This window comes from Clostridium sp. KNHs205 (assembly GCF_000702945.1).
Lineage (GTDB): Bacteria > Bacillota > Clostridia > Lachnospirales > Lachnospiraceae > Anaerocolumna.
The window spans coordinates 3196905-3215941 of sequence record NZ_JNLE01000003.1; the positions used below are offsets into that span (position 1 = coordinate 3196905).

The following is a 19037-nucleotide window of genomic DNA, read 5'->3' on the forward strand; positions in this document are numbered from 1 at the left end:
GTTTACGCAAATTCATTGGTGATTATGTTATTAATTAAAAGTTATCGCCCATTTGTGTATATGCTACGCTGCAAATCAGGAATCCACTCATTCCAATAATAGTATTTTACATGGAAGGCTGCAATCCGTATATCAAGGATAGCAGCCCTTTCTTTATGAAAATCTTTTTGGTTGTTTGAATTAATTTTTTATACCAATACTCTAAAATAAATGTAATTACCCTGGCCCTGGATGGGATTGTAATTTTTGGTAAGAAGACATATAATGTAGCTGTCAGCATCAAAGTACTGAAATGATATGACTAATATTGAAAAGAGGGATTTATACGTCGAGTGAAACATTAGACTCACAGGAAAAGAAAGGTAATCTATCGAAACTGTCCGTTGAGGAAGTTTATAACCAGCTTGGCTCAAGTGCAGCAGGCCTGACAGGCGGGCAGGCGATAGATTATCAGAAGAAACAGGGTAAGAATCTCATTGAAGAGAAGAAGAAAAAATCGGTTATATTAATCTTCTTAGAGAACTTTACCCATTTAATGGCAATTTTGCTGTGGATAGGCGGAGCGGTAGCTTTATTTGCCGGAATGCCTCAGCTTGCCATTGCTATCTGGCTGGTTAATGTGATTAACGGTGTGTTCAGTTTTATGCAGGAGCACCGTGCGGGAAAGGCCACAGAAGCACTTAAGAACATGCTCCCTTCCTATGCAAGGGTAATCAGAGACGGACAGGAAATTAAGATACTGGCAGAAGATCTGGTTATCGGAGACATTATCCTACTGGAAGAAGGAGATAAGATTTCTGCGGATGCCAGGCTGATTGCCTGCAGTGATCTTCAGGTGAACCAATCCACCTTAACGGGAGAATCCAATCCCGTCAGAAAAACCGCTGACCCAATCTTTCGGGATGACCTGACGAAAGCAGAAATACCAAATCTGATTTTTGCAGGCACCAATGTTTCAGAGGGTAACGGAAAAGCAATCGTAACAGAAATCGGCATGAAGACGGAGTTTGGTAAGATAGCGCATCTTACGCAAAGTATGGAGGCAGATGAAAGCCCTTTGCAGAAAGAGCTTAACAGACTCACCAGACAGATATCCGTAATCGCCATCAGTTTCGGAGTTTTCTTTTTTGTAGCCGCTATCTTTTTTGTAAAAGAAAAGGTTGCAGCCTCCTTTATTTTTGCCCTTGGTATGATAGTTGCCTTTATTCCGGAAGGACTTCTGCCTACCGTAACCCTGGCACTGGCTATGGCGGTTCAAAGAATGTCCAAGCGGAATGCCCTGGTAAAGAAGCTGTCTTCTGTGGAAACCCTGGGAAGTACCTCTGTTATCTGTACGGATAAGACAGGAACCCTGACACAGAATGAAATGACAGTAAGCCATTTATGGCTGGCAGAAAAAGAATATCAGGTAACAGGTGTCGGCTATGAAGCCAACGGTGAAGTACTTGAGGATAACAAAAAGATAACAGTAGATAAGAATGAAGACATCAGGCTTCTTTTGACAGCAGCAGCCCTTTGCAGCAATGCGAGACTTCTTCCGCCAAATGAAGAAAATCCAAGGTATACGGTCTTAGGTGATCCAACCGAAGCCTGCCTTGGTGTTGTAGCAAAAAAAGCAGGAATCAATATAGAAACAGTCAGTACAAAAACGCCAAGGTTAAGGGAACTTCCTTTTGAATCCAGGCGTAAGAGAATGACCACTATTCATCAATTGGATAAACCCGTTGAAGGTACTGTAAGGATAGCCTATACCAAAGGTGCTCCCAAGGAAGTCATGAAGTTAAGCCAGTGGATACGTATAGGTGGTGAGGCAAAGCCCATGACAGAAGAAATGCGTACCCGTATCATGGAAGCCAATGATAAATATGCAAGAGATGGACTGAGAGTACTTGCCGTGGCTTACAGACTTCTTCATAAGGACGATAATATTCCAAAGGCAATGAGTGCTTACACACCAGAAATTATTGAACAGGAGCTTGTCTTTATAGGCCTCGTGGTAATGGCAGACCCGCCAAGGCCTGAGGTAGCCTCTGCCGTAGAGGAATGCCGCAGGGCAGGTATCCGTATTATCATGATTACCGGTGACTACGGTCTCACTGCTGAAAGTATTGCTAAACGCATCGGCATTGTTACCAGCGCAAGTCCCCGGGTTATATCAGGACTTGAACTTGAGGCCTTATCCGATGAAACCTTAAAAGAATACTTAAAAGATGAGATTATCTTTGCCAGAGTTGCTCCGGAGCAGAAGTTGAGAGTAGTAACCAACCTGCAGGAAATGGGTGAAATCGTAGCAGTTACCGGCGATGGTGTAAATGATTCACCGGCGCTGAAGAAAGCTGATATCGGAGTAGCTATGGGTATCGCAGGTACCGATGTTGCCAAGGAAGCTGCGGATATGATACTTACAGATGATAACTTTGCTTCTATTGTTCATGCCATAGAAGAAGGAAGAGCAGTGTACAGTAACATCAGAAAATTCCTGCTCTATATCTTGAATTCAAATATGCCGGAGGCTGTACCTTCTGCACTGTTTTTGTTTTCCAGAGGTGCAATACCGCTTCCTCTTACGGTTATGCAGATCCTTACCATCGATTTGGGAACAGATATGCTGCCGGCGCTGGGACTGGGAACAGAGAGTCCGGAGCAGGGGATAATGGATCAACCGCCAAGGAATTTAAAAGAGCCGCTGTTAAACCGCAAACTGATAATGAAGGGTTTTCTATGGTACGGATTACTGGCTTCCTTAGCCTCCCTGGCTTCCTACCTGTTTGTTAATATACAAAATGGCTGGCCAGGTGTAACATTAGCCGGCGGTGACAGTGAGGTCTATATTAAAGCAACAACTATGACCCTGGCTGCCATAGTATTCTGCCAGATTGGAGCAGTATTTAACTGCCGGACTGAGAAACAGTCGGTATTTAAAATAGGTATTCTCAGCAATAAACGGATTAATTTCGGTATAGTAGTAGAATTATTATTGATAATTCTGCTGGTATATCTGCCGCCCTTGCAAAAGGTATTCCATACGGCACCTTTAAATGCAGCGGATTGGTTATTCCTGTGTATATGGCCGCCAGTAATATTATTATTGGAGGAGTTAAGGAAGGTATTTCTTAGAAAAAGATAATTTACTGAAGTAAATATTATTTTTTAAAGAGAGGTGAAGGGCATGAAAGTTATTGTAGTGGGACTTGGACGAATGGGCACGGGACTGACTCTGAATCTGGTGAAAAAGGGCCACACAGTTACCGTAATTGATTCAAATCCGGAAGCATTCGAAGGTTTGGGGCCGCATTTTAAAGGATCGAAAGTAGTAGGTATCGGATTTGATAAGGAGGTACTTGATAAAGCGAAAATCGATAAAGTAGATGCCGTGGTATCCTGCACTGCCAGTGATGAGGCCAATGCGGTAATAGCCAGGATTGCAAGAAACATCTATCAGGTACCCAGAGTAGTAGCAAGGCTTTATGATGCAAGAAAAGCAGAAATTTATCATAGAATCGGTATCCAGACAATCTCAACCACCACCTGGGGAATTGAACGTGCTACGGAATTTATAACACATAATCATCTGGACAGTGTATATGAGATGGGTAACGGAAGTGTTAATATGCTGCGTATTGAAGTACCGGCATTGCTGGTAGGACATCAGGTAAAAGAAATTTCAGCTCTTGGAGAAATACAGGTTACTTCTATCAGCCGCGGCACCAGGACCTTTATCCCGACCCTGGGAACGGTAATGGAATCGGAAGATATCCTGTATCTTACCGTAATGGGCTCCGCTACCGGTAAATTAAAGTCAATGCTTGGACTGAACTGAAAGGAGAGGGATGTATGAAGATTGTAGTAATCGGAGGAGGGCAGGTAGGCTCTTATCTTGCCAATCTTTTGCTGTCCAATGGCCATGATGTGAAAGTCATTGAACATAGGGAGAAAGTCTTTGCCAAATTGGAGGAGGAACTTCCGAAAGAAATTCTTCTCTTTGGTAACGGCTCAGACCCAGTGATTCTGGAACAAGCAGGTATTGATGAAGCTCAGGTAGTAGCAGCCGTAACGGGTGCTGATGAAGTAAATCTGGTGGTTTCCACCCTTGCCAAAATGGAATTTGCTGTGCCAAGGGTTGTGGCAAGAGTTAATAACCCTAAGAATAAATGGTTATTTAATGCTACAATGGGTGTTGATGTAGGTGTTAACCAGGCAGATCTGATGGGACATTTCGTGGTAGAAGAAATGGACCTTAAGAGTATGTTCACCCTCTTTAAATTAAACCGTGGGGATTACTCCATTGTTCAGATAAAGGTAGCAGATAAAGCACCGGCAGCAGATAAACTGGTCAAAGACTTATCAATTCCCAAGAAAGCAGTATTAATTGCCATAAACAGGGCAGAAAAAACCATTATTCCAAAAGGTGATACAAAAATTGTGGCAGAGGATGAGATACTTTTTCTAACCGACGAACATAGCAGGAAGGTCTTAAATGATATATTTGGTTAACAACCCTTGCTATAATGATATTACCCATAAAATAAAAAAGCGGCACAGTGGCTCATACTACTGTGCCACTTTGTGCATTGACAAACCAAATATCTGGTAGTAAAATAATTTTAATAATTCTATAGTAAACATATATGAATACATGAATAAACTAATGCTATAGAGTCATAAAGCTATAGAGTCATAAAGCTATGGTATACCGTAACAAGCGCATCCACCTGGAGTACCAAAAGGGGAAAGGTGGTATTTGGGATGCCAGTCAAGCGGTATGGCCATAGGATGGGTGTAAGAAAATACAGTAAAGGAAAGGTGCCACAAGGATATTCTTTCACTCTTAATAGTTTTTTAGTGGCAGTATTACAGGTAAACTGTAGTATGCAAGGGTATAAAATATGAGAAAAAAATTACATGCAAGAGTAACAGCCATGGTACTAAGTGTATTGCTGGCCGTTTCGTTAACTGCCTGCGGCGGCAGCAAAGACAGCAGTCAGGGAGGAAAGGATAACGCACCAGGGATTAACACCTCAGACGTGGCAAAAGAAAAAATTGTTAATATTGGTATGACGGATACCTTAACCAGTGTAAATCCACTTTTAATGGATGCCACAGAGATTTTAAAATATAGTGTTTCCATGGAGTTCCTTCCTTTGGTGGAGCTAAACAGCAAGCTGGAATTTCAGGGAATGCTCGCTTCTTCTATTACCACGGAAGACAACAGGAATTTCATTGTTAATGTAGATAAGAATGCAGTCTGGTCTGACGGAACACCGGTAACCGCAGAAGATGTAGTATTTACCGTATTAAAACTTGCAAGTCCCAAACTTGCCAATGCCAGCATGGCACTGTATGCTTTTGAAGGTGTAGGTGAGGATGGTTTTGTGGAAGAAGGGGCTACGGAAATCTCCGGTGTGAAAGCGCTGGATGAAAAAACAGTTCAGTTTACCACCAAATACGATATGGCGCTGACGACTTTTGAGAATACTTATGGAAGATATATTCTGACAGTTCCTAAACACATATTAAAGGATGTACCGGAGGATCAGCTGGCGGCATATTCCTGGTTCAATGCTCCTACAGTAGTTAACGGGCCTTATAAAATTACCGATGTAGATTTACAGCATTATGTTTCCTATGAAGCAAATGATAAATATTTTAAAGGTGCTCCTAAAATCAATAAGCTGAATATTAAGATTGTTACAGCAGCACAGCTCTTAACCGGTCTTCAATCCGGAGAAATTGATTTTGTTCAGCAGACAACAGGTGGTATTCTGCAGGAGGATTATACGAGTGTAGAAGGGCTTACCAATGTAAATGTTAATTATGGTGCACCGGTTACAAACCAGTCCATTTTCTTTAATACCACAACAGTTACTGATGCGCGGATACGTCAGGCTATTTTATATGGCATTGACAGAGAAAAGCTGGTCAGCGGACTCTTAAATGGAAAAGGTGAAGTAATAGACGGATTTTTATCCAGTGCCGGACCTTTTTATGATTCCTCTCTGACACCCACGGCCTTTAATGTGGATAAAGCCAGGGAACTGGTAAAAGCGGCAGAAGCCGATGGCTGGGATTCCTCAAAAGTATTACAGTTCTATGTAAACAGTGGAGATACCACTTTTACACAGGCTGCAGATTTTATAACTGCAAGTCTTGCAGAAGTCGGTATTAAACTTCAGGTTAACACTGTGGATCTTGCAACACTTATGTCAAAGGCAGGCAACAAGGAATTTGATCTTATGGCAGTACAATACACCTATGCACCGGTTGACCCATATCCAGATGTAAACTGGCTTTTGTCAGCTGATGGTTGGACCGGATATGCCAACACTACTATTACCGATGCACTGAATGCTACCCAGACAACCAGTGATGTAAATGACATAAAGAAGGAATACCTGACTATAGATACTCTGGTACAGCAGGATGTCCCCATGCTCTCAGCTTATGTTATCAGTGCCATTGGTGTTGCTAATAAGCGGCTGGTCAATGCAACTCCTGATGTATACGGAGCCTTTATCAATATCAATGAGTGGGATGTGACAGAATGACACGTTTACTGGAAGTAAAAGATCTTAAGGTCAGCTTTCAGAATGGTAAAAATATATTTACCGGTATTTCAGGGGTTGATTTTCATGTAAATACCGGTGAAATCTTAAGTATCGTAGGGGAGTCAGGGTCTGGAAAGAGTATTACCACCCTGTCCCTTATGGGGCTGCTGGGAAAGACCGGTAAGGCGGATGCAGAAAGTATTCGTTTTGATAATGAAGAGCTTAAGGGAAAATCGGAAAAAGAGTTAGATAAAATAAGAGGCAGTAAGATGACCATGATATTTCAGGATGCCCTTACCAGTCTAAATCCCGTATTTACAATCGGAAATCAAATGACAGAAGCAATCCTGAGCCATACCAATCTGAATAGAAAGGAAGCTTCTGAAAGAGCGGCAAACCTGCTTACAAAAGTGGGACTTTCAGACGCTGTGGCGTTGCTTAAGAAATATCCCCACACTCTTTCGGGAGGAATGCGGCAGAGAGTTATGATTGCAATGGCACTTGCCTGCAATCCGAAACTCTTAATTGCCGACGAACCTACGACAGCCCTTGATGTAACCATACAGGCACAGATTATGGATTTGTTAAAAAGTATAAATAAGGAATTTGATATGTCCATAATATTAATAACCCATGACATGGGAGTGGTAGCGGAAACTGCCGACAGAGTGTTGGTAATGTATGCAGGAGAGGTAGTGGAGGAGGCTTTTGTGAAAGACCTTTTTTCGCATCCCGGACATCCCTATACCCGTGCTCTCTTGCGCTCTATTCCAGGTGCCGGTGGTCAGGAGGAGCTTTTGATTCCTATCGAAGGCAGTGTTCCGGAGAATTATGATAAGCTGACAGGCTGCAGGTTTTTAAATCGATGTCCCCATGCAGGTGAGGAATGTAGAACGAAGCAGGAACTAAGTGAAATTGCTGAGGGACATTCAGTAAGATGTATTAAATACAATGAATTGAACCAGGTAATAGATAGAGTAGATGCATAAAGGATGACTTTGGAAATATCCCATGAGATTGGTTAACATTTTAACTGAATGTAGCCAATCTCATCCGTGTTTATTTACAAGTAGAGCTTCATGCAGAAGCCCCATTCCATTTATAACGAAAATTCTGAATTAATTTGTAATTAAGACTGGATTTTTTCTTCTTATTGAGTTATTTTATTCTATAAATGAACAGATAAGTATCTTAAAGTTGAATTAAGTTATTGCTTCTTCCAGTTATAGCACAAAATAACCAAAGGTTTATTGTTTCTTCCGGTTATAGCACACTATAACCAAAGGTTTTATTGCTCCTTTAAGAGGCAAAATTACAATCAATAAATTTAAAACAAGAAGAGAACCCTTGGAATGTTGCGGTTGATATTAAATAAATCATGAAAGTTCACCATATTGTTAGGAGCAGTATAATGGAAAAGAAAGAGCAGCCCCTGTTAAAAGTATCAGATTTAAAAAAATATTATCCTGTAAGGGGTGGTATCATACCGCATACCATCAGCTTTATAAAAGCAGTGGATGGGGTAGATTTTGAAATAAATGAAGGTGAGACCCTTGGACTGGTAGGTGAATCCGGCTGCGGTAAATCTACTGTTGGAAGGCAGCTGGCGGCTTTGGAAAAGCCTACAGCTGGTGAGATAATTTATGGGGATATTAATCTGGGAGCGAACATAGGGAAATTAGAGAAGAACATAAGGAGAGAGGTTCAGATGGTCTTTCAGGATCCCTACTCCTCTTTAAACCCACGAAAAACTGTAAGGGATATTCTCACAGCTCCTATGCTTTATCACGGTATATGCAAAAAGCTGCAACTGGAGGAGAGACTGAAGGAACTTCTTGATTTTGTTGGCCTTCCTGCAAATACATTGCTGAAATATCCTTTTGAATTCTCCGGCGGTCAGAGGCAGCGAATAGCCATAGCAAGAGCACTCTCATTAAATCCCAGGCTTATAATTTGTGATGAACCGGTAAGTGCGCTGGATGTATCCATTCAGGCGCAGGTACTAAATCTCCTAAAAGAGCTGCAAAAAGAGTTGAAGCTTACTTATCTCTTTATCGGTCACGGACTTGAAGCAGTAAAATATGTCAGCAACCGCATTGCTGTAATGTATCTTGGTAAGATTGTAGAAGTGGCGGATTCAAAAGAACTCTTTAATAATCCATTGCATCCATACACAAAAGCCCTTGTCAGTGCAGCGCCAATACCTGATCCTGAACTCAGGGACAGAGAGAAATTTCTGTTAAAAGGAGAAATTCCTTCTTCCAACCGCATTCCCTCCGGCTGCAGATTCCATCCCAGGTGCCCTTATGCCATTGAAGAATGCAGCACTTTCGTTCCTGAACTGCAAACTACCGGTTCTGATAAAGGTCATATGGCAGCCTGCCCGGTTATCTTAAAGGAACTAAGAGAGGAGGACAAGGATGTTTAAGTATATTATTAAACGTATTCTCATTGCCCTGCCAGTGTTACTTGGCATTACAGTCATTGACTTTTTTCTCATGAGCCTGGCAGGTAATCCACTGGAAATGCTTCAGGGAGCCAGAATATCCCAAGAAGCAATTGAAGTGAAAAGAGTTGCTTTAGGACTTGATAAACCTGTATATATACAGTATTTTATGTGGCTTAGACAATTATTTGAAGGAAACCTCGGAGTATCGGTAAAGACATACCAACCGGTGGCTGGCATGATTAAGACTTATATCGGTCCTACCTTGCTGCTGATGGGTACTTCATTGATTGCCAGTATGCTTATAGCGATTCCGGCAGGTATCTATAGTGCGGTCAGGCAATATTCACTGGGGGATTATACCGTTGTTACCCTTTCTTTTCTGGGAACCAGCATACCTGGATTTTTTCTGAGTCTTATACTGATCTATATCTTTACCATAAAGCTTGGTGTTCTGCCCTCCAGCGGTATGAAAACCCTTGGAACGGAAAGCGGAGCACTGGATGTAATAAAACATATGATAATGCCGGTTATTGTCCTGGCAGTATCTATGGCCGGTAACAATATTCGTTATATCAGAAGCTCAATGCTAGAGATACTGAATAAAGATTATCTGAGAACAGCAAAAGCAAAGGGTATCGGAAAGTTTAAAGTCATTAATAAGCATGGACTCAGAAATGCATTACTGCCGGTTATTACGGTATTTGGTATGCAAATCCCAATCCTTTTTGGCGGGGCTATAATAGTTGAACAGGTATTTAGCTGGCCGGGACTAGGACTAATGACAATGAGCGCCATCATAAACAGAGATTATCCTGTTATTATGGGGGTATGTCTTATTACTGCGCTGGTAGTAATGGCAGCCAACCTGCTGACAGACATACTATATGCTGTTGCAGATCCGACTATACAGTATTAAGCTTGATATAACGGGATATGATACACCAAAAAAAGTTTTATTTAAACTTGTTACTATAGTAAAGTAATTACAATAAGCAAAGGGGATTGAGTTTAAGCAAAGTGGATTGAGTTTAAGCAAAGGGGATTGAGTTTAAGCAAAGTGGATTGAGTTTAAGCAAAGGGGATTGAGTTTAAGCAAAGGGGATTAAGGTTAAACAAAGGGGATTAGGATGAAGAAAAGGGGATTAGGATGAAAAAGAGGAATCAGGATAATAGTATGAAGCAGTCCCTAAAAGATAATATAATCAGGCGTTTCCTGAAACACAGGCTGGCAGCAGCTGGTTTACTATTTATTATAATTGCTGTATTTTGTGCTTTGTTCGCTCCCCTAATAGCTCCGTATGATCCGAATAAAGTGGTGGGGGATTTCAGCGGGCCTCCATCAAAAATGTTTCTTCTGGGTACGGATCAGGTGGGCAGGGATGTATTGAGCAGACTGCTGTACGGCATGAGGATTTCACTTTATGTAGGGTTAGCCGCAACAGCTGTATCCACTATAATCGGTGTCGTGCTGGGGCTTCTGGCTGGATATTTTGGCGGAGTGCTTGATATGTTTATTATGAGATTTACGGATATGGTCATGTCCTTTCCATATATTCTGCTGGTTTTGGTTGCAGCGGCAATTTTTAAACCGGGACTTAATACAATAATATTAATACTGGGTTTCGTTGACTGGCCCGGTATTGCAAGGCTTGTAAGAGGTAATGTACTTTCCTTAAGGGAAAAACCTTTTATTCAGGCAGATATCGTAGCAGGAATGCCAAAAAGGTTTATCCTTTTTTCTGAGATACTGCCAAATACCATAGCACCAATTCTGGTTTATGCCACTTCCGTTGTAGCTATCTCAATGCTTGATGAAGCTGCTCTGAGCTTTCTAGGCATGGGAATCCAGCCGCCACAGGCGAGTCTGGGTAATATGCTCAACGGCGCACAGTCTTTATCTATTCTGACCTCAAAACCTTGGTTATGGCTGCCACCGGGAATAGTGATAATCCTTTTGGTAATCAGTATAAACTTCGTCGGTGATGCTCTTAGAGATGCCTTTGATCCGACGGAGAGATAGAATAAAAAAAGACAATAAGTGTTTTCGAAGACTATTGTGGAAAGAGGTTGACATGAAGAATTTATTAAGTTATCAGGCATCAGAGTATGACTGCGGTCCCACAACACTTCTTAATGCGATGAGATATTTGTTTGAAAGAGAAGAAATAGTTCCGGATATATTAAAAGCGATTTCACTTTATACCTTAGATGAGTTCGATAATTCGGGTGAATCCGGTAAAAGCGGCACATCCACAATGGCAATGATGTATCTGTCCAAATGGTTCAATCAATTCGGAGAGAAGAAACATTTTCCTATTGTTACGGAAATGCTGATAGGAGAACAGGTATGGATCAGACAGAACAGCAGGATTATCGGATGCCTTCAGCAGGGAGGAGCTGTTATCGTAAGATTATGGCTAGATACCTATGAGCATTATGTTCTGCTTACCGATATTGAAGGAGATTATATCTGCCTTTTTGACCCCTATGACTACGAAGGACCGGTAGATGGTGTTGATATAATCAAGGTAGAAGACCAGCCAAAGAAAATGAATCGAAAAGTACGAAAAGAAATCTTTAATGAAGATAGGGTGAGAAGCTATGCTTTCGGAACTTCTGAAGGCAGGGAAGCAATGCTTCTATATAACTGCAACAATCGGAAAACCCCGGAAAAATCCATTGAATATTTTATTTAGAAGAAGCTGCAGCGTCACTGGGCAACTGATGTGACCCCTAAAAGTTAGACTTTATTGCGAAGTGGATTTTCCACTTCGCATTTTTCTTTTATGCTGCCAAGAGGCTGAGTCTGTATTCAACAGGACTCATCCATCCTAGTTTCTCTTTTATTCGTTGCTTGTTGTAATACTCTATATAGTTATCTATCGCTCCTTTAAGCTCGTCATAATTGTAATAAACTACTCCATAATACATTTCCTGTTTCATTATTCCAAAGAAGTTTTCCATAACTGAATTATCATGGCAATTTCCTTTTCTGGACATACTTTGAAAGATTCGATGTTCTTGTAATGTGTTAACATATACCTTCATCTGATAACCCCAGCCTTGATCTGAATGAAATGTTCTACGATATGGACAATCCGATGTGATTTCTATCGCAGCATTCATAGCATCCATTATATTTTTAGCAGATGGTGTTGGAGATACACCATAGCTTATAATTTCTCTATTACACAAATCCATAAATGGATCTAAATACAACTTTTTGATAATCATACGACCTTTAGAATCCACATCATAATATTTGAACTCAGTAGTGTCTGTTGTGATTTTTTGATGTGGGATTTTTGTATCAAAGCGTCTGCGCAATCGATTCGGAGCCATCTTACCTACTTTACCTTTATAGGAACTATACTTGCGGCTTTTTCTGGTAAAAGATGTAACTTGTAAGGATAGTTTCTGCATAATCCGTTGAACACGCTTCTTGTTCACAGAGTATCCTTGTCTGCGAAGCTCCCCTAGCATACGTCTGTAACCAAAGTCTTTATGAAACGAATGGATTTCCATGATTTTTTCTTCAAGTTCTTTACTAGGATTAACTTTGTCAAATCTTCTTTTTTGCCAGTACATGTAAGTTGCTTTTGAAAATCCAACAACTTCGAGAATATCTTTTAATTTGAAATCTCCTCGGAGGCTGTGGATGATTCTCGCTGTTTTTTCTGAAGAGCTTCCTCCTCTAAACGCAGCCTCCTCAATTCTTTTAAATAGGCATTCTCTATTCGTAATTTTAATAATTCATCTTCAAGCTGTTTTACATGCTCAGCGCTTGTATCTACAGGGGGAATGTCTGGTACAGACTGTACTTGTTTTTTCTTATTATTTGAATCCAACGATTTCTTACGACCTTTCTTCTTAGGTCTCAGAGCATCAGGTCCAGCAATTCTGAAATCATTTACCCATTTGGCAGGAAGTGCTGGATTATTAATTCCTTGTGATAAGGTTAACTCCTGAAAAGAGACTTCACTTGATAAATACAACTCTACCACATGAAGTTTAAATTCAAAAGAATATGTTTGATTTTTTCTGGAGCGCATTAATCCTTCATCACCGTATTCATGATATGCGCTAATCCACTTACGTAGCTGTGTGTTGGATCCTAGCCCATATTTGTTTGAAAGATAAGGGGTACCTCCATTTCCTTCCAAATACTCCGTTACAATTTTTTTCTTGAATTCAAAGCTATGTTTTGCCATGAAAAAACCGACCTCCCAATCGTTTGATTTTTGGTCTAACTTTTGGGGGTCGGTTCAAACCTTGTGAGGCTGCAGCCTTTTTATTTTAAATTCTTTATGATTAGAACTTGCAAGAATCAGTATATTGGATTACAATAGTTTAGTTAGTAAATAATATCATTAATTTTTAGCTTACATAATGTGAATTATAGAAGAATAATTCGCATACTGATTTGTGGCAGAGCATAACTGCAAGCAGATGCGGCAGGCAATGGGAATAGGTGTGATATAAAAGAAATTTCACACTTCTTATTTGGGAGAGTACGCAATCAGGCAGGTGGTATGCGAAGGTGTTAATATATTAGAAAGTATATTTAACATCTTATTTTGCAGTGCCGCACTTACAATGGGAGCTAGTATGAAAAGGAGCAGCATATGAAGAATATACCCGAATTGAAATTAGGTATCGTAGCAGTGAGCAGAGATTGCTTTCCCATGGATTTATCCGTATCCAGGAGAAAAGCTGTTGTAGCAGAGTTTGTTAAGAAATACGGAGAGATCTATGAATGTCCCACCTGTGTGGAAAATGAAATCCACATGAGAAAAGCTCTGGAGGAGGTTAAAGCAGCAGGCTGCAACGCGCTGGTAGTATATCTTGGCAACTTTGGTCCTGAAACAGCAGAGACATTACTTGCCAAAGAGTTCGGCGGACCTATTATGTTTGTGGCAGCAGCCGAGGAGACCGGCAGCAATCTGATAGGGGGCAGAGGAGATGCATATTGCGGTATGTTAAATGCCAGCTATAACTTAAAGCTTCGTAATATCAAAGCTTACATACCCGAGTATCCCGTAGGTACAGCAGCTGAATGTGCAGATATGATAGGGGAATTCCTGCCTATAGCAAGAGCAGTAAACGGACTTAATAACTTAAAAATCATATCATTTGGCCCTCGTCCCCAGGATTTTCTTGCCTGCAATGCTCCAATCAAGCAGTTATATAATCTGGGTGTAGAAATTGAGGAGAACTCAGAGCTTGATTTGTTTGAGGCTTTTCACAAACATGCCGGTGATTCCAGAATTCCTGAAGTAGTTAAGAGCATGGAAGAAGAACTGGGTGCCGGAAATATGAAACCTGAGATTCTACCAAAGCTTGCACAATATGAACTTACGCTTTTAGACTGGGTGGAGGCTCATAAAGGTTCCAGAGAATATGTTGCTATAGCAGGTAAATGCTGGCCGGCTTTCCAGACACAGTTTGGTTTTGTGCCCTGTTATGTAAACAGCAGACTTACAGGAATGGGTATACCGGTATCCTGTGAAGTGGACATTTTCGGAACTCTCAGTGAGTTTATCGGAACAGTAATCAGTGAGGACGCTGTAACTTTACTGGATATTAATAACAGTGTACCGGCAGATCTTTATGAAGAAGATATCAAGGGCAAACACTCCTATAGCCTAAAAGATACATTCATGGGCTTTCATTGCGGAAATACCACTTCCGGCAAATTAGCTTTCTGTTCCATGAAATATCAGATGATTATGGCGAGAAACCTTCCGGAAGAAGTAACACAGGGTACCTTAGAAGGAGATATTGCACCTGGAGATATTACTTTCTTCCGTTTACAGGGCACCGCTGATGGAGGTTTAAGAGGATATATTGCACAGGGTGAAGTATTACCTGTAGCTACCCGTTCTTTTGGTGGTATCGGTATATTTGCAATTCCTGAAATGGGAAGGTTCTACCGTCATGTCCTGATTGAGAAGAACTATCCTCATCATGGAGCAGTTGCTTTCGGTCATTATGGTAAGGCTATTTATGAAGTGTTTAAGTACATTGGGGTAGATGTAAAAGAAATAGGGTATAATCAACCGAAGGGAGTTCTTTATCCTACGGAAAATCCTTTTGTAGGTTAAAGTAATAGGAAGTGATTTGAGTGGCAAAGAGCCAGATTTGAGTGGCAAAGAGCCAGTTTTATAGATGGGGACGGTGAATTGCACAAAACAGAAAGAACTCATGCTTCAATTCCAAGGTATAAGAAGTCCTAATTCCAGGAATATTTTGTGCTTGCCATAATGCAAAACAGATAACTCGCTACGCTCAGACAATCTGTTTTACATTATAGCACAAAATATTCCTGGAAAAGGACTTCTAATACCTTTCCATAGGCGCATTCGTTCTTTCCGTTTTGCACAATTCACCTGAAATCATATAAGAGAGAGGCTTATGACACTTGATTCATGAATTTATTTAAAGGATTATATTTAATAGTTTATTATTAAAAGGTTGCCCATGTAAAAGGAATCCATGTAAAGGAAACCCTCTTAATTCGTATTTTACCAAAATTTGGGCTGGGTTCATTGACTTTGCTGTTCATATTGTGCTAACCATTTGCTGAATACATCCATAGCTTTGTGAATAAAAATTAGATTAACCACCATAATTATAAAGGATACAATAGAGTACAAGACAACAGTATCTAACGGAAACAATTTTACAATATGCTTAATAATATAAATGCATATAGGCAAGCAAATAACGCTTGTAATAATAGCAGGTACATATTTTCTTACTATCAATGTTTGAAAACAATGTATTACTAGATGCAAAGTAAATGCGATAAACAATCCTGCCCATAGGATATACCAATTCGTCACATAAGAAACAACTGTAATTATACTAATCAAAATAAATTCTTCTGCTACGCCAAATGCAAAAGATGATGTTGTAATATTATCAAAATGAGGTAATAACCTTTTTGATAATGTAGGAAATCTTTCACCTAAATAGCGTTTATTCTTTCTTACCCACAATTGCATGAAAATTATTTCTTCAAAATCGTGAAAAATAAAAAGTATAGGAAACAGCCATACCATTACTTTTATTTCATCCATCCTCATACCCCCTATAAGCTTATTTTATAAGTCTGAACTGCTAATCTATGAATTTGGATTAATTATAGATAACCCTAAAACATAGCAAATTTCAATATTGATTTAAAATATAGCCCCAAATTTTAAGAATTAAAAGTACCATCATTAAAAAATAATATTAGACTGTTATTAAAGTATTTTCCTGCAAAATCAAGCGGTCTTTTCAGGAATATATTTGGAAACAGGCTCTTTCTTCATATTATCTCTTATCATCTCTATAGATAGTTTTTATGCGGATTGCCTGGTTATGATCACCAAAATCTTCACCGAACAGGGTAAGACCTCCACAGTTTGCTGCTTCTTTGGGGACTTCAAAGCGGAAGGTGATAGGAGAAGTATAATCTATGGAAAGATCATCAATGGTAGCATTTGATATTTGATTGCTCCCATCTATAAAGGTACCGTCTGTGTTAACAATCAGTGTTTTCAGCAGTCCGTATTGATTCAGGGAATCCGGCCACCAGGAAGGAGAGAGATACCCCTTACGATCGCCAAAGTCACCGGGACTTACCCAATAACCAAGGGATACACCATTAATATTAAAATAAATATCTGAAGGGAAATCTGCTTTAAATTTCGGATATTCAGAACTGATTTCAAAGGAAATCTGTAATTCTTCTATGATTTGTCCTGGCTTTAGATGATTTGGTATATTATATTCTATAAAACCGCTGCCAAACCAGAGAACTCCGGCATCAAACCTCTCAGGAAAGTTAAAATAACGTGGATCATCATATTCACCTATTATGTTCTTAACAGATGCCAGACCACAGGTAGGTGATACCTTTGAGGCAGTAAAATAACCTATTCTTATGTCATCCTGATAGTATTTTCTGGATTCAGTCGAAGCTGCAAAGTCTATCATCAAACGGTCATGCTGAGGACGGACAATCTTCATAGTACCTCTTTTACCGGGTTTGGTACGAATTTTAACTAGCCCGGCTTTTTCTAATTTACTTACATGCATAGAGATAGCACTGTTGGTAAGTTCCAGTGCTTCTGCAAGATCATTCATACTTAACTGGTCATCTGCATAAATCATTTCCATAATCTTCATTCTTACTGGTGTACTTAAAGCTCTCAAAACCTCCTCTGCCTCTTGAATGGATTTAAAATACAACATAATAGGGTTCCTTTCGTAGAATTTAAAGGAAGGAGATATACCTTCAAACACTAATTATAATCTGAGTATACTATTGATTATAGAATTGCCATCTATTAAAGTCAACGATTTCATATGCAGCGTGATTAGATAGAGGAGATAAACATCTAATAAAAAATAAAAATGTTATAAAATGAGAAAAATTAATTTTTTCTCTTGCATTTTTTTATTTAGTATGGTATTATCTGGTTATAACTTAGTTATATAAATTTGCATCCCCAGAGCCGATCCTTAAACGTTTTCGTTTATGATTATCGGCTCTTTTTTTCATATAATACGAATGTTATTAATACATAATATGAACACTAATAAAAATACTAATAAAAACACTAATAAAAATACTAAAAAAAATACTAATAAAATCACTAATAAGAACACTAATAAAAATACTGATATAAGATAAATGAAAATAACAAAGTATTACAGAAAAAAATTAGGGTTTGTATGTTAACTGCTTATGCAGGAGGTTGGACATAGCACTTTGTGGAAGACAATTTGCATAAAACATTATGTTTAGTAACAAGAGGTTGCTTTAATGTTTTATATGCTATTTTTCAGAATATCCAACGTTGACTACTGAAAAATCAGGTATCCAATATGAATAACTGAGTTTTTATACACGCATTGAGCTAGTAAATAAGCAGGTAAAATAAAGAACAGAAAATTGCATCTGTAGACGGTGTTTTTTTAAAAGAAAGAGGTCAAAATGAATATTACAGTGATTGGCTGCGGAAGGTGGGGCTCCTTTATTGCCTGGTATTTAGATAAGATAGGTCATCAGGTAACACTCTATGGCAGAAGTACCTCCAAACATATGAAGGAATTTGCGGAGACCAGGAGCAATGGACTTTTAAAGCTTAAGGAAAGCGTTAAGTTATCTGTGGATTTATCAGATTTGGATTCTGCTGAGATTATTGTAATTTCGGTTAATTCTCAGGGATTAGAAAGGCTTATGGATGAGATAGGGCAGCGGAGCCTGACAAATAAGACTTTCGTGTTATGTATGAAAGGTATTGAGATTGGAACCGGCAGAAGATTAACGGAAATTGCTGCACAAGGACTGGATGTTAGCAATCATATTGCCGTTTGGCTGGGACCGGGACATGTGCAGGAATACTTAAGAGATATACCGAATTGTATGGTAATAGACAGCAAAGAAGATCAGGTCAAGGAACAGCTTATCAGTGAATTCTCCGGTGATTTGATACGATTTTATTATGGACAGGATTTGATTGGAAATGAAATAGGTGCAGCTGCCAAGAACGTCATTGGTATAGCAGCCGGTATGTTAGATGGTCTTAATCTTACCACATTAAAAGGTGCCTTAATGTCCAGGGGAACCAGGGAAATAGCAAGATTGATCAAAGCTATGGGCGGCAATGAACTTTCTGCCTATGGTTTATGTCATCTGGGAGATTACCAGGCTACGGTATTTTCAGAGTTCAGTCATAACAGAGGGTTTGGCGAAAGTTTTGTAAAAGGAGAAGTATTTACAGATCTGGCAGAAGGCTATTATACCGTAAAAGCATTGATAGAATTAGGAGAGAAATATCAGGTAGACCTGCCAATCTGCAAAGCTGTATTTGCTGTATTATATGAGAAGAAAGCTCCGAAGACTATCCTGGAGCAACTATTTGCCCGAGATTTAAAAAATGAATTTTAATAGTTATTCTTAATGTTGATTTTATTTTCCAAAATATACGATACAAAGGCTGTTGCTGAAAAAAACGGAAATGTAAAAGAATCAAATAGTTTCTTCG

General features: G+C 39.5%; 14 protein-coding genes. 11 read left to right on the forward strand and 3 right to left on the reverse strand.

Annotation, left to right across the window (positions count from 1 at the left end; translation table 11 throughout):
- Positions 1-307 precede the first annotated feature (307 nt).
- The 9 genes from BR73_RS0113185 to BR73_RS0113225 all read left to right on the forward strand — a co-directional run bounded on the left by BR73_RS0113185 (position 308) and on the right by BR73_RS0113225 (position 11690).
- A complete protein-coding gene (locus BR73_RS0113185) occupies positions 308-3127 on the forward strand; it encodes a cation-transporting P-type ATPase (RefSeq protein ID WP_242860671.1) in 2820 nt (939 codons plus the stop codon).
- 42 nt (positions 3128-3169) lie between these two features.
- Positions 3170-3820, forward strand: coding sequence for a TrkA family potassium uptake protein (locus BR73_RS0113190; RefSeq protein ID WP_033165907.1), 651 nt, complete (start codon positions 3170-3172; stop codon positions 3818-3820).
- Positions 3821-3834: 14 nt separating this feature from the next.
- The gene (locus BR73_RS0113195) at positions 3835-4494 is read left to right on the forward strand and encodes a TrkA family potassium uptake protein (RefSeq protein ID WP_033165908.1); all 660 of its coding nucleotides are present in this window, start codon (positions 3835-3837) and stop codon (positions 4492-4494) included.
- 392 nt (positions 4495-4886) lie between these two features.
- A complete protein-coding gene (locus BR73_RS0113200; protein WP_033165909.1) occupies positions 4887-6545 on the forward strand; it encodes an ABC transporter substrate-binding protein in 1659 nt (552 codons plus the stop codon).
- The gene (locus BR73_RS0113205; protein WP_033165910.1) at positions 6542-7534 is read left to right on the forward strand and encodes an ABC transporter ATP-binding protein; all 993 of its coding nucleotides are present in this window, start codon (positions 6542-6544) and stop codon (positions 7532-7534) included. Before BR73_RS0113200 ends, BR73_RS0113205 begins: the two co-directional genes overlap by 4 nt.
- 422 nt (positions 7535-7956) lie before the next feature.
- A complete protein-coding gene (locus BR73_RS0113210) occupies positions 7957-8973 on the forward strand; it encodes an oligopeptide/dipeptide ABC transporter ATP-binding protein (RefSeq protein ID WP_033165911.1) in 1017 nt (338 codons plus the stop codon).
- Entirely contained in the window at positions 8966-9910 is a 945-nt protein-coding gene (locus BR73_RS0113215) for an ABC transporter permease (protein WP_033165912.1), read from the forward strand. Before BR73_RS0113210 ends, BR73_RS0113215 begins: the two co-directional genes overlap by 8 nt.
- A gap of 231 nt (positions 9911-10141) precedes the next feature.
- Positions 10142-11014, forward strand: coding sequence for an ABC transporter permease (locus BR73_RS0113220; RefSeq protein WP_033165913.1), 873 nt, complete (start codon positions 10142-10144; stop codon positions 11012-11014).
- A 52-nt stretch (positions 11015-11066) separates the two neighbouring features.
- On the forward strand, positions 11067-11690 hold the full coding sequence (locus BR73_RS0113225) for a hypothetical protein (RefSeq protein ID WP_033165914.1): 624 nt from the start codon (positions 11067-11069) through the stop codon (positions 11688-11690).
- A gap of 88 nt (positions 11691-11778) precedes the next feature.
- Here BR73_RS0113225 and BR73_RS28325 read toward each other — a convergent pair.
- Positions 11779-13205, reverse strand: a protein-coding gene (locus tag BR73_RS28325) for an IS3 family transposase (RefSeq protein ID WP_242860624.1) whose coding sequence is annotated in 2 segments (ribosomal slippage) — positions 11779-12680 and positions 12680-13205 — 1428 coding nt in all. Because the reading frame shifts where the segments join, the coding sequence is not laid out codon by codon here.
- Positions 13206-13619: 414 nt separating this feature from the next.
- Here BR73_RS28325 and BR73_RS0113240 point away from each other — a divergent pair.
- Positions 13620-15098 carry an L-fucose/L-arabinose isomerase family protein gene (locus BR73_RS0113240; RefSeq protein WP_033165915.1) on the forward strand — a complete coding sequence of 493 codons (1479 nt, stop codon included), beginning with the start codon at positions 13620-13622 and terminating at the stop codon, positions 15096-15098.
- Positions 15099-15539: 441 nt separating this feature from the next.
- Here the strand turns inward: BR73_RS0113240 and BR73_RS0113245 are convergent, their stop codons facing one another.
- Together BR73_RS0113245 and BR73_RS0113250 are read right to left on the reverse strand one after the other, a co-directional pair.
- A complete protein-coding gene (locus BR73_RS0113245; RefSeq protein ID WP_033165916.1) occupies positions 15540-16076 on the reverse strand; it encodes an HXXEE domain-containing protein in 537 nt (178 codons plus the stop codon).
- Positions 16077-16314: 238 nt separating this feature from the next.
- The gene (locus tag BR73_RS0113250; protein WP_033165917.1) at positions 16315-17238 is read right to left on the reverse strand and encodes a winged helix-turn-helix transcriptional regulator; all 924 of its coding nucleotides are present in this window, start codon (positions 17236-17238) and stop codon (positions 16315-16317) included.
- A 745-nt stretch (positions 17239-17983) separates the two neighbouring features.
- On the opposite strand from BR73_RS0113250, the gene BR73_RS0113255 reads away from it, so the two are divergent.
- Positions 17984-18940: an NAD(P)H-dependent glycerol-3-phosphate dehydrogenase gene (locus BR73_RS0113255; protein WP_033165918.1), complete on the forward strand. Its 957-nt coding sequence runs from the start codon at positions 17984-17986 to the stop codon at positions 18938-18940.
- Positions 18941-19037: the final 97 nt, after the last annotated feature.